We start from the raw sequence: 11,703 nt of genomic DNA, 5'->3' as shown, positions 1-11,703 counted from the left end.
TTTATTTTAGCGGAGATTTTGACCATGGAATTCACCCAGGCGCTGCTGCGCTTCTTTCAAAACGGTGGCCCTTTCATGTACCCCATTGCACTGGTACTGGTAATCGGCCTGGTGATGGTGGTGGAGCGCTGGATATTCCTCTCCCTCGCCAAGACTTCCAACCGCCGCGCCTACCAGCAGGTGTTGCCGATGCTGCAAAAACGCAACTACAACGGCGTGCTGCAGCTGGCGCGGGAAAACAAGGCGGCCATCGGGCGTATCGCCGCCGCCGGCATCGGCACCATGCAGTACGCCAAGCGGGATGAAAATATCGCCCTGGCAATCGAAGAGGGCATCCTGGAAGCGGTGCCACGCCTGGAAAAGCGCACCAGCTACCTGGCCACCCTGGCCAATATCGCCACCCTGCTCGGCCTGCTGGGCACCATTATGGGCTTGATCGCCGCCTTTACCGCGGTGGCCAACGCCGACCCGTCGGAAAAGGCCTCCATGCTCTCCTCCAGTATTTCCGTGGCCATGAACACCACCGCCTTCGGCCTGATCTCCGCCATCCCGCTGCTGCTCTTCTACTCCATGCTGCAGAATAAGACCAACGAGATCATCGACAGCCTGCAGATGGCCGGGGTCAAGTACCTGAACCTGCTCACCATGGGCCGCGCACAGATGGCAGAGCAGCGGGCCGCGAAGGGCTGACGGAAAGCGATCATGCTCAAACTCAATATACGCCGCCGCACCACACAGGAGGGGGAACTGGACATCACCTCCTTTATGAGCCTGATGACCATCCTGGTACCGGTGCTGCTGCTCAATATGGTGTTCTCGCACATCTCAGTGCTCAAGCTGAACCTGCCCGGCCTGAGTGACGGCAGCGCCAGCGGCGAGGAAAACCGGCAGCTGGAAGTGGTGCTGCGCCAATCCCATATCGATATCAACTATCCGGCCGGCATGCGGGTCAAGCGCATACCGCACCGGGACGGCGAGCCGGATTTTGACACTGTGTCGGATGTGCTGCAGGAAGTGAAACGGCAGCTGCGCGAAAAATCCATCGACAAGAAAGACTTGGTGATTCTCTCCGAAGTGAACACCCCCTACAAAACCCTGGTGGCCGCCATGGACACCGCGCGCAGCTATCGCGCGGTGGTGGCCGCGTCGGTGGTGGACGCGGAACTCTTCCCGCAGGTATCCCTGGGCGATGCGCCCCGGGCTCAAGCGCAATCCCTGGAAACCGCAGCGGGGCAATAAGATGAATTTGAATGTGGCCGCCAAGCTGCAAGAGCGCAAACAGCGGCAGAAAAAACAGCAGTCGAAACTCAACCTGGTTTCGCTGATGGATATCTTCACCATCCTGGTGTTTTTCCTGCTGGTGAACTCCTCGGATGTGGAAGTGCTGCAGACCGACAAGACGATCAAACTGCCGGACTCCACCTCTAACCAGAAACCCGAATTGACCACCCTGGTGCGCGTCAACGGCGAACAGCTGTTCGTGGGCGAGCGCCTGGTCGCGCGCGTCGGCGAGATCGACGGCAGTGCCGAACAGATAGCTCCGCTGCTGGCGGAACTGAAATACCACGCCGAACGCGCGGGGCCCCTGCCGGAGGAAAAGAAGGAAGCAGGCCGTGCGGTGACCATCATGGGGGACGAAAAAGTGCCCTACCAACTGCTGAAACAGATTATGCAAACCTGCGCGGCGGCGGATTTCCGCGATATGTCTTTCGCCGTCAACCAGACAACGCCAGAAGACCCACCGGAGACGGGGGTCGGCAGCTGATATGGCAAGTGCAATCAATCCCCAATACGCCCCCTGGCTGTTCCAGGGAACGGTACTGCCCTGGTCCGCCAGCGAGGAAGAGGACAAACGATTCGTCCGCTTTCTCAAGCACGGCCTGATCGCGTTTCTCCTGTTGGGCATCGTCGTGGCGCTGATCCCGGTGCCGGAACTCACCCGCGAACAGGCCGAGCGGATTCCGCCGCAACTGGCCAAGGTGATCCTGGAAAAGAAAACCCTGCCCAAGCCGGAACCGAAACCCAAGCCAAAGCCGGTGGAGAAAAAGCAGCCGGAGAAAAAAGCACCGGAACCGAAAAAGCCCGAACCGAAGCCAGAACCCAAAATCCAGGAAAAGCCCCCCGCGGCGAAAGTGGAGCTCGCACGCAAGAAAGCCGCCAACAGCGGACTGCTGCAGATGCAGGATGACCTGCTGGCGATGCGCGAGAGCGTCGATATCGCGGAAGTCAGCAGCGGTCAGTTGGCAGCGGGCGCCGCCACCAGCGCGAAAACCGTAGACCGCTCACTGATCTCCGACCGCTCCAAGACCGCCAGCGGCGGCGTCAACACCGGCAAATTGAGCCGCGACACCGGCGGCAGAGCCCTGGCCGCGCGGGAGACCACCGTGGTCGAAAACGCCCAGGCCAGCGGCGCCGCCCGGGAAGCGGGCCAGAAAGCGCGCCGCGAAAAATCCGCCCGCGCCGAGGAATCCATCCGCAGCGTAATGGAAGCCAACAAGAGCGCCATCTACGCCATCTACAACCGCGCCCTGCGCCGCGACCCCACACTACAAGGCAAGGTCACTGTGCAGCTGATCATCGAGCCCAATGGCAGTGTTTCGGGAATAAAACTGGTCAGCAGCGAATTGAACAGCCCGGACCTGGAGCGGAAACTCCTGGCCAGAATCCGCCTGATCAACTTTGGAGCGGCCAACGTGGATCGGGCCACGCTGAATTACTCGATTGACTTCCTGCCGTCCTGATCTAGGTGATTTTATGTAGGATGGGCAAAGCGGAGCGTGCCCATCTTCGACGACCCTGATGGGCACGCTCCGCTTTGCCCATCCTACGAAAAACAATTACCTAACCGCTGTCGTTTAAGCTCTAGTATTCGCCTGCACGCGGGCTCCTACAAAAGCCAGCGCCATTCGGCGAGCCGTTAGTTGAGATCCACCGCATACCGCCGCAACACCGTCAGCGGCACTATTTCCAAAGCCTTCACATGCGTGCGCTGCAAATAGACCCGCGGTGCCATGTCATGCTTTTGGGCCTCTAGCCAGCGGGCGGCGCAGAGGCACCAGCGGTCGCCGGGCTCCAGGCCGGGGAAGCCGAATTCTTCCATGGGGGTGCTGAGGTCGTTGCCCCGGGCGCGGGAGAAATTCAGGAATTCCTCGGAGACTTCCACGCACACCGTGTGCGAGCCGACGTCCTGCTCGTTGGTGTTGCAGCAGCCGTCGCGAAAAAAGCCGGTGAGCGGGTTCGTGCTGCAGGGCAGCAGGGGATCACCGAATACGTTGAGGGAGTCTTCCATTTTCATATCAAATTCCGGTCCACTTTAATTCTTCTTTCCGGTCCAGCAGGGCGATATCCACCAGCCGCCAGTGCAGTCCCTGGCGCTGCAGTATCAGGCGCAGCTGCGCGCCGTTGTCGTCGCCGCAGTCGGCGGCGACGCGGTTGATGTCCAGGAAACGCCAGCTCAGCAGCCGCCAGTCGCCCTCGCGATCTATTGGGTCGGGCTCCGGAGAATCCCCGTTCGGCAGCGAATCCCGGTACAGCTCCCGCTCGAACTCGCGCAGGTTTTTGCCGCCGCGCAGCAGGTCACCGATGCCCTCCGGGGTTACCAGCTGGTTCAGGAGGGGCATGATAAACAGGTTGGCACCAGCGGTGAGCAGCTCGCTCAGCTCCTCCGGCACCGACTCGCCCATGGATTCGCGCAGCCGCCGCTGCAAGCGCTGTTTGAGGTTTTCGCGCAGGGTGGGAAAGTCTATGTAGCCCCGCAGCCGCTCGATGTCCTCCGCCTCCGCGGCCCGCACTATCTGCTCCGCAGTGTACCAGGGCAGGGCGGCATAGCCGCCGGCGAACAGTGCCAGCAGCAGTGCTGAAATCAGCAGTCCTTTCTTCATGATTCGCGCTCTCTCTTTTCCCGCCGCCGATCTTATCGCCTGCCGCACCGATCGCCTAATCCTACTGTGGGATTGTCGCAGGGGGTGCGGCTGTGAGATATTGGTCGGATGGGCTCTGTGACTCTGGACAAAAAAGAATCGAGACAGGATATCAAAACAATGAGTGACATCTATAAAGCCCCGGAATCGGAGCTGACCGCGGGGGAAGAGAGCGGGGACTACGGCTCTCTGGAAAAAGGACTGGCAGGGGACTACGCGATTTCCGTTGGCGAAATCATCAGCGAGGCCTGGGGCCGCATCAAGGGCCACAAGGGCACTGTGTGGCTGGGCATTCTGCTCTACGTGATCGCCGCGGGGGTTATTACCTTTATCTCCGGCCTGATCACCGGCTACCCCGCTTTCGATCCAGAGGAGGCCGCGAACGCCTCCGTCACTTCCTCGCTGCTGCACCAGCTGATCGTCACCGCCGCCGCGGCGCCGATAGTCGCCGGGATGCTGATGATCGGCATCAAGATCGCCCGCGATGAAAAGGTATCCGGCACCGAGGTCTTCTCCCACTTCGACAAGATAGTGCCTCTGGTTGTGTGCAATATTCTGATGTCGATTTTGATCGTTATCGGCTTCGCGCTGCTGATTATTCCCGGTATCTACCTGGCGGTGGCCTATATCCTGGCAATCCCGTTGATCGTGGACAAGGGCCTGGGTCCCTGGCAGGCGCTGGAGACATCACGCAAGGCGATCACCAAGCACTGGTTTCCCATGTTCGGCTTCCTGCTGCTGTGCCTACTGATCTACGTGGTGGGCGGCCTGGCGCTGCTGATCGGCCTGATCTGGGCGATCCCCACCGTGGCCGTGGCCTATGGCGTTGTGTACCGCAAAGTCTTCGGTGCCGGTCCGGAAAACGCTTAATTTGCGGGGGATGGTGGTTTGTTGGACACCGCCTACAGTATCGAGACCCCCGAGGGCATCGACCTGAAAGCACAGGCCGCCGGGCCTGTGCCGCGCATCCTCGCCTATGCGGTGGATGTCTTCTACCGTTCGCTGATCCTCGCCGCGCTCGGCATTGCGCTGGCGTTCGCCGATCGCGCGGGTATGGGGATATGGCTGCTGTGCTCCTTCCTGCTGGAGTGGTTCTATCCGGTATTTTTTGAAGTGGTGCGCAACGGCCAGACCCCGGGCAAGAAAGCCTTCGGCCTGATCGTGGTCAACGACAATCTCACCCCCGTGTCCTGGGGCGCTTCCCTGCTGCGCAACCTGTTGCGCTTCGCCGACTTCCTGCCGTTCGGCTACGCCGCCGGCACTTTGTCCATGGTCCTGAACAAAAACTTCCAGCGCCTGGGGGACATGGCCGCGGGCACCCTGGTGGTCTACCGGCAGACCGGCGGGCAGCGACCGGAGCTGCCCAAGGTCGCGCCGCTGGCGCCGCCCCGCGACCTGCAACTGCAGGACCAGTTGGCGGTAATCAGCCTGGCGGAGCGCCACGGCGAACTCAGCGAGGCGCGACAACGGGAGCTGGCCGGGCTGCTGGAGCCGGTGACCGGCAAATCCGGTGAAACCGGTTTGCAGTACCTGCGCGCCGTGGGCTGCTGGCTGCTCGGTTCCAGATAAATGAAACAGAACGATTTCGAGAACAAGTACGGCGAGAGCTGGCAGCAGTTGGAGCAATGGCTCAAGCGCGGCGGCGATGCCGGCCTGGACCTGCCGGCGGCCTATCGCAGCCTGTGCCAGCAGCTGGCGGTGGCAGTGGAGCGCCAGTACACCAACCGCCTGATCGACCGCCTCAACCAGTTGGTGATGGCCGCGCACCACCGGGTCTACCAGCAGCAAACCCTGCGCAAAAACACCTGGCTGTGGTATCTCTCCGCCGGCTTTCCCCGGGCAATCCGCGAGCAGGCCCGCTACGTCTGGCTGGCCACCGCGCTCTTCGTGCTGCCGGCGCTGGTGCTGGGGCTCGGCAGCTACTGGAACGATGCGCTGATCTACGCGGTGATGACCCCGGAGCAGGTGATGCAGTTCGAATCCATGTACGACCCTGCCAACCGGGTGCTGGGCCGCGAGCGCGGCTCCGATTCCGACCTGATGATGTTCGGTTTCTATATCAAGAACAATATCGGCATCGCCTTCCGCACCTTTGCGGGGGGCATCCTCTTCGGCCTGGGGTCGATTTTTTTCCTGGTGTTCAACGGCGTCTACCTGGGCGCGGTGTTCGGGCATATCAGCCGGGTGGGCTTCGTATCCACCTTTTATCCTTTCGTGATCGGCCACGGCGCCTTCGAACTGACCGCCATCGTCTTCGCCGGCGCCGCCGGCCTGCGCCTGGGCCAGTCGCTGATCGATCCCGGCCGCCACCGTCGCCTGGTGGCACTGCGCCTGGCCAGTGTCGAGGCGATGAAAATCATGTACGGCACCTTCGCGATGCTGGTGATCGCCGCCTTCCTGGAGGCCTTCTGGTCCTCCAGCACCCAACTGGGGATTGGAATAAAACTGGGCGTGGGCGCGGCGCTTTGGTTGCTGGTGATCGCTTACTTCGCCCTCGCCGGGCGCGGGGAGGCGAACCGTGGACCTTAACCGGCTGGCGGTGCGCGCGCGGCTGCGCTCGCCCTGGGAATCCATCGACCTGGGCGTGGCATTGGCGCGGCGACTGTGGTGGCCGCTGTTTGTCGTGTGGCTGCTGCCGGCGGCGCTGGTGTTCGGGATCGTAGCGCTGCTGCTGCGCGACTCCCCGGGGTGGGCGTTCTTCCTGGTCTGGTGGCTGAAGCCGGTGTACGACCGCCTGCCGCTGCTGATCGCCAGCCGCGCGCTGTTCGGTGAGAGGATGTCCGCCGGCGCCGCGCTAAAGCAGTTCTTTTCCGTCAACCGCCGCGACTGGCTGGCGTGGCTCAGCTGGCGGCGCCTCAGCCCCACACGCTCCTTCGATATGCCAGTGACCCTGCTGGAGCAGAGCAGCGGCGCGGCGCGGGGGGCGCGCATCGGCGTGCTGCACCGCAAGCACGCCAGCGCCGCCACCTGGTTGACGCTCACCGGGTACCACCTGGAAATAATCCTTTTCCTGGCATTGGCAGCACTGATCTACCTGCTGATACCGGAGCAGGTGGAGATCGACTGGATGCCCTTTCTGATCAGCGGGCAAACCTGGCTGGTGTGGGCACTGAACTGCCTCTACCTGCTGGTGATGGCCGCGGTCGCGCCCTTTTATATCGTCTGCGGTTTCTCCCTGTATATCGGCCGGCGCATCGAACTGGAGGCCTGGGATATCGAGATACAGTTCCGCAACCTGGTGGAACGCCAGCGGCGCAGCGAAAAGACCGCCCCCCTCGCGGCGCAGCTGATGCTGCTGTGCGCCCTGGGCATTTTTGCCGCGGCGCCGGCACTGCAGGCCCGCGCCGATGCCGGGGGCACTCCGGAGCAGGCGCGGGAACAGATCGACGAAATCCTTGCGGGCGAGGACTTCCACCGGATGGAGACCGTCAAGAGCTGGCGCCTGAAAGAAATCGACTGGCAGAGCGAGGCCTTCCCCGAATGGGTGATCGCCCTTCTCGAGTGGCTGGAGAGCCTGTCCGCGGATGAGCCTCCGGACAGCGGAACCAGTTGGGGCCCGCTTGTTGCCGGATTGCTGGAAGTACTGCTGTGGATCGGTGCCATCGGCCTGACGGCCTACCTGCTCTGGCACTACCGCGAACAGCTCGGCCGGGCACTTAAATTCCACAGAAAGCCCCCGCGAGAAAAAAAGGCCGTGCCGGAGACCCTGTTCGGCCTGGACGTGCGCCAGTCCAGCCTGCCGGCGGATGTCTGTGCCGAGGTGCTGCGCCTGTGGCAACAGGGCGAGCAGCGGGCCGGACTGGGGCTGCTGTATCGCGCCACCCTGTCACACCTGATCGAGGACTACCTCTTTGAGTTCGGCGATCACCTCACAGAGCGCGAGTGCGCGCGGCTGGTAGAGCACCGCCGGGGAGGGAATCAAGAACAGCCGCCGGTGAGTTCGGCGCTGAGCGGCTTCGTACAGCAGCTGACTGCGGTCTGGCAACAGCTCGCCTACGCCCACCGCGCGCCGGAAATGGCGCGGGTGCAGACCCTGTGCGGACAGTGGCAAGAGGTGTTTGCCCGTGACTAGGTTTCTTCTCGCCGTATCACTGCTGCTCACCGCCGCCACCACCGCGGCCTTCCTGTATTTCTTCGAGCGCTACAGCGAGGAACTGGACCTCGGCTGGGGGCCGGAGGCCCGGCGCAACCCCTACCTGGCCGCGGAGCAGTTCCTCGCCGCCGACGGCCTGCAAACCCGGCGCGCAGACAATATCTCCGTACTGAATACTCTCGCCCCCGACGACACCCTCTATCTGGCCAGCTCCAGCCAGGCGTATAACCTCAAGCGCGCGGACGAACTGCTCGGCTGGGTGGAGAGCGGCGGCCACGCCATTGTGGTAGCCCATATCGCGGGCGAGGGCGAGCGGGACTGGCTGCTGGACCGGTTGGAGGTCTCCCTGGAGGAGCGGGACGGAATCGACTTCGAGCACCCCTTCCGCGAACTCCTCGGCGAAGAGGCGGAGGAATTCGAGGGCAAGAGCGCCAGCGAAATACTCCGCGAACACAACCGCCGCCTGCGCGAGGGCGAACCGGAGGAGAAGGAGGAGTCCGCCGAAGAGGAAAAACCGCCGCGCAATCCGGATGTGGACCCGGAGGACCTGGTCACCCTGGCCACCGAAGATGGCGGCGAGTACCGGTTGCATTTCACCGGCCGCCACCAGCTTCAACACCCGGCACTGGAGGAAGAAGAGGCCAGCGACGGGCCCGTATTCTGGGCCAAAATTCACCGCGACGACACCGGCGTGCCCTTTATGCAGTTCGAGCGCGGCGACGGGCTGATCACCATTGTCGCGGACGGCGGCCTCTGGCGATCGGACCGCATCGGCCATTTCGACCACGCCTACCTGCTGCGCCTGCTCGCCTCCGACGGCAACTTCGTCTTTCTCACCCGCCCGCGTTTCGACTCGCTGGGAGAGCTGGCGCGGCGCTACGCCGGGGAGTTCTTCCTCGCCGGCGCCCTGGCCCTGCTCGCCTGGCTGCTGTACCGCTCGCGCCGCTTCGGCCCCCGCGCGCCGGAACCGGAGACCGCGCGGCGCTCGCTGCTGGAACATATCTCCGCCTGCGGCCACTACTACTGGCGCGCCGGGCACTGCGAAAACCTGGTGCGCCAGCAGCGGGACGCGCTGCTGCGACGGCTGGGCGGGGAGCGCGCCAGCCCGCCGATCCGGCGCAAACTCTGCACACAACTGGCCGCACAGACCGGGCTGGACGAATCCTCCATCGCCGCGACCCTCTGGGGCGACCCGCCCCGGAGCGAAGAGACCTTTACCGAACAGATGCGCAAACTGCAGCAAATCGAGGCCGCACTATGAGCGAAACCCTGAATACCCCCACAGAACAATCCGCGGAAACTGAACAATGGCAGGCCGCCGGCGCCCAGCTGACACTGCTGCGCAATACCATCAACCGGCTGCTGATCGGCCAGGAGGAAGTGGTGGAGCAGGTGCTGATCGCGCTGCTCGCCTCCGGCCACGTACTGCTCGAGGGGGTGCCTGGCCTGGGCAAGACCCTGCTGGTGCGCTCCCTGGCCAACTGTTTCGGCGGCCGCTTCCGGCGCATCCAGTTCACCCCGGACCTGATGCCTGCGGACGTCACCGGCCACGCCATCTACCACATGGGCGAGAGCCGCTTCGAGGTGCGCCGCGGACCGGTGTTCACCAACCTGTTGCTGGCGGACGAAATCAACCGCGCTCCTGCGAAAACCCAGGCGGCGCTGCTGGAAGTGATGCAGGAGAAGCAGGTCACCATCGACGGCGAAGCCCTGCCCACCCCGAGCCCGTTTATGGTGCTGGCCACCCAGAACCCCATCGAGCAGGAGGGCACCTATCCGCTGCCGGAGGCGGAGCTGGACCGCTTTCTGCTCAAGGTGCTGATCGATTTCCCCAGCCTGGAGGCGGAATTGAAACTGGCCGCGGCGGCGAGCAGCGGGCGCATCGAACAGCAGCTGCAACAGCCGGTCGGCCTGCTCACCGTCGAACAGCTGCAACAGTTGCAGGCCCTGGTGCCCAAAGTCGCGGTAGATCAGCAGGTGCTGCACTACGCAGTGCGCCTGGTGCGCGCCACCCGCGAAAGCGCGCAGCTGCGCCGCAGCGCCGGCCCCCGCGCCAGTATCGGCCTGTTGCAGGCGGCCCGCGCCCAGGCGCTGCTCCAGGGCCGCGAGTTCGTACTGCCGGATGACGTCAAGGCCATGGCTATCCCGGTAATGCGCCACCGCGTGGGCCTGTCGCCGGATATGGAGATCGACGGCGAGACCGCGGACTCGGTACTGGCACAGATCATCGAAACAGTGGAAGCGCCCCGGCTGTGAGACCGAGCCGCCGCCTGGTAAAACTGCTCGGCTACTGGTGCCTGGCGGCGCTGGTGGTCAGCGCCGCGCGCATCTGGCTGCCCCGCGCCGCCGACGGGCTCGCCACCGCCTGGTGGTGCACCGGCGCCCTGCTGCTGGGGGCGGCACTGCTGGACTGGCTGGTGGGGCGCAAAGTGCGGGGAGCGGAGGGCGAACGGCAACTCCCCGGGAACCTGGCCCTTGGAGTTGAGAACCGGGTGCGGCTCACCCTGCGCAATTTCGGACCGCGCCCGCTGGCGCTGCTGGTGAGCGACCAGCTTCCCGACCAATTGCGCAGCCGCGCACTGCCGCGCCGCGCGCAGCTGGATTGCAACCAGGAAGTGGAGATCGACTACCCCGTGGTACCACACCATCGCGGCCGCGCCGACTTCGGCCGCATCGAAGTGCTGGCGGACGCCCCCTGGGGACTTTGGCAGAAAAAAGTGCTGCTGGGCGAGCCGCAGACGGTGAAGGTCTACCCCAATTTCCTCGGCATCTCCTCGCTGCAGGCGCTCAGCACCGAGCAGAGCCTGCGCTACCTGGGCCTGCACCAGCAGCAGCGCCGCGGCGAAGGCATGGACTTCCGCCAGTTGCGCGAATACCGTCGCGGCGACAGCCAGCGGCAGGTGGACTGGCGGGCCAGCGCGCGCATGCGCAAACTGATCAGCCGCGAGTACCAGGACGAGCGCGACCAGGAAATCGTCTACATGCTGGATTGCGGCCGCCGCATGCGCACCAAGGACGGCGAACTCAGCCACTTCGACCACGCCCTCAACGCGCTGCTGCTGTCCGCCTACGTGGCGATCAAGCAGGGGGACGCGGTGGGTCTGCACGCCTTCGCCACCGGCGGCGGCGACAGCGAGCTGCCGCCGGTAAAGGGGGAGGGGAGTATCAACCTGCTGCTCAACCACGTCTACGACCTGCACTCCGGCACGGCCCACAGCGACTTCAGCGGCGCCGCGCAGCAGCTGCTGGCCCGGCACCAGCGCCGCGCCCTGGTCATTCTGGTGACCAACCTGCGCGACGAGGACAGCGACGAACTGCTGGCCGCGGTGCAGCTGCTGAGCCGCCGGCACCTGGTGATGGTGGCCAGCCTGCGGGAGACCGCGCTGGATAACCTGGTGCACGAACCGGTGCGCGACTTCGACAGCGCCATCGACTGGACCGCCGCGCGGGATTTCCTGCACCGCCGCGCACGCCTGCTGCAACAACTGCGCGCGCGCAACGTACTGGTGGTGGACTCGGAGCCGGCGCAGCTGCATATGGCGCTGGTGGAGAGTTACTGGCGCCTTAAGCGCAGCGGTAGAATCTGAGCCCGTGGTTATCCTGAAACTTTGATCGCGGCCAACGGCCGCTCCTACAGTGAAAAGAATCTTTGTTAGGAGCGGCCGCTGGCCGCGATCGATCCCGCTGCCG

The 11,703-nt window shown here is 64.1% G+C and carries 13 protein-coding genes; 11 read left to right on the top strand and 2 right to left on the bottom strand.

Annotated features, from left to right (window positions below; all coding sequences use genetic code 11):
• Positions 1–24 precede the first annotated feature (24 nt).
• From PP263_RS17295 to PP263_RS17280, 4 genes are read left to right on the top strand one after another with little or no spacing between them, the layout of a single operon-like run.
• Positions 25–690, top strand: coding sequence for a MotA/TolQ/ExbB proton channel family protein (locus PP263_RS17295; protein WP_308365057.1), 666 nt, complete (start codon positions 25–27; stop codon positions 688–690).
• A gap of 12 nt (positions 691–702) precedes the next feature.
• On the top strand, positions 703–1,239 hold the full coding sequence (locus PP263_RS17290) for a biopolymer transporter ExbD (protein ID WP_308365055.1): 537 nt from the start codon (positions 703–705) through the stop codon (positions 1,237–1,239).
• 1 nt (position 1,240) lies between these two features.
• Positions 1,241–1,765 carry a biopolymer transporter ExbD gene (locus PP263_RS17285; RefSeq protein ID WP_308365053.1) on the top strand — a complete coding sequence of 175 codons (525 nt, stop codon included), beginning with the start codon at positions 1,241–1,243 and terminating at the stop codon, positions 1,763–1,765.
• A 1-nt stretch (position 1,766) separates the two neighbouring features.
• Positions 1,767–2,741 (top strand): AgmX/PglI C-terminal domain-containing protein, encoded by a 975-nt coding sequence (locus PP263_RS17280; RefSeq protein ID WP_308365051.1) that lies wholly within the window; start codon positions 1,767–1,769, stop codon positions 2,739–2,741.
• A gap of 176 nt (positions 2,742–2,917) precedes the next feature.
• Here PP263_RS17280 and PP263_RS17275 read toward each other — a convergent pair whose 3' ends face one another.
• Together PP263_RS17275 and PP263_RS17270 are read right to left on the bottom strand one after the other, a co-directional pair.
• Entirely contained in the window at positions 2,918–3,295 is a 378-nt protein-coding gene (locus PP263_RS17275) for a DUF2237 domain-containing protein (RefSeq protein ID WP_308365049.1), read from the bottom strand.
• A gap of 1 nt (position 3,296) precedes the next feature.
• Positions 3,297–3,881 (bottom strand): DUF2939 domain-containing protein, encoded by a 585-nt coding sequence (locus tag PP263_RS17270; protein ID WP_308365047.1) that lies wholly within the window; start codon positions 3,879–3,881, stop codon positions 3,297–3,299.
• Positions 3,882–4,040: 159 nt separating this feature from the next.
• On the opposite strand from PP263_RS17270, the gene PP263_RS17265 reads away from it, so the two are divergent.
• The 7 genes from PP263_RS17265 to PP263_RS17235 are packed head-to-tail and all read left to right on the top strand — an operon-like array spanning position 4,041 to position 11,600.
• Positions 4,041–4,790, top strand: coding sequence for a hypothetical protein (locus PP263_RS17265; protein ID WP_308365046.1), 750 nt, complete (start codon positions 4,041–4,043; stop codon positions 4,788–4,790).
• 18 nt (positions 4,791–4,808) lie between these two features.
• Entirely contained in the window at positions 4,809–5,489 is a 681-nt protein-coding gene (locus tag PP263_RS17260; protein ID WP_308365044.1) for an RDD family protein, read from the top strand.
• Entirely contained in the window at positions 5,490–6,449 is a 960-nt protein-coding gene (locus tag PP263_RS17255; RefSeq protein WP_308365043.1) for a stage II sporulation protein M, read from the top strand.
• Positions 6,439–7,992: a DUF4129 domain-containing protein gene (locus PP263_RS17250; protein ID WP_308365041.1), complete on the top strand. Its 1,554-nt coding sequence runs from the start codon at positions 6,439–6,441 to the stop codon at positions 7,990–7,992. Before PP263_RS17255 ends, PP263_RS17250 begins: the two co-directional genes overlap by 11 nt.
• Entirely contained in the window at positions 7,985–9,274 is a 1,290-nt protein-coding gene (locus PP263_RS17245) for a DUF4350 domain-containing protein (RefSeq protein ID WP_308365039.1), read from the top strand. The genes PP263_RS17250 and PP263_RS17245 overlap by 8 nt, the downstream gene beginning before the upstream one ends.
• Positions 9,271–10,269, top strand: coding sequence for a MoxR family ATPase (locus tag PP263_RS17240; RefSeq protein ID WP_308365037.1), 999 nt, complete (start codon positions 9,271–9,273; stop codon positions 10,267–10,269). The genes PP263_RS17245 and PP263_RS17240 overlap by 4 nt, the downstream gene beginning before the upstream one ends.
• Positions 10,266–11,600 carry a DUF58 domain-containing protein gene (locus tag PP263_RS17235; protein WP_308365035.1) on the top strand — a complete coding sequence of 445 codons (1,335 nt, stop codon included), beginning with the start codon at positions 10,266–10,268 and terminating at the stop codon, positions 11,598–11,600. Before PP263_RS17240 ends, PP263_RS17235 begins: the two co-directional genes overlap by 4 nt.
• Positions 11,601–11,703: the final 103 nt, after the last annotated feature.

This window comes from Microbulbifer sp. TB1203, assembly GCF_030997045.1.
Lineage (GTDB): Bacteria > Pseudomonadota > Gammaproteobacteria > Pseudomonadales > Cellvibrionaceae > Microbulbifer.
Note: the sequence above shows the minus strand (reverse complement) of the source record. Positions and strands in the feature narration are given on the sequence as shown.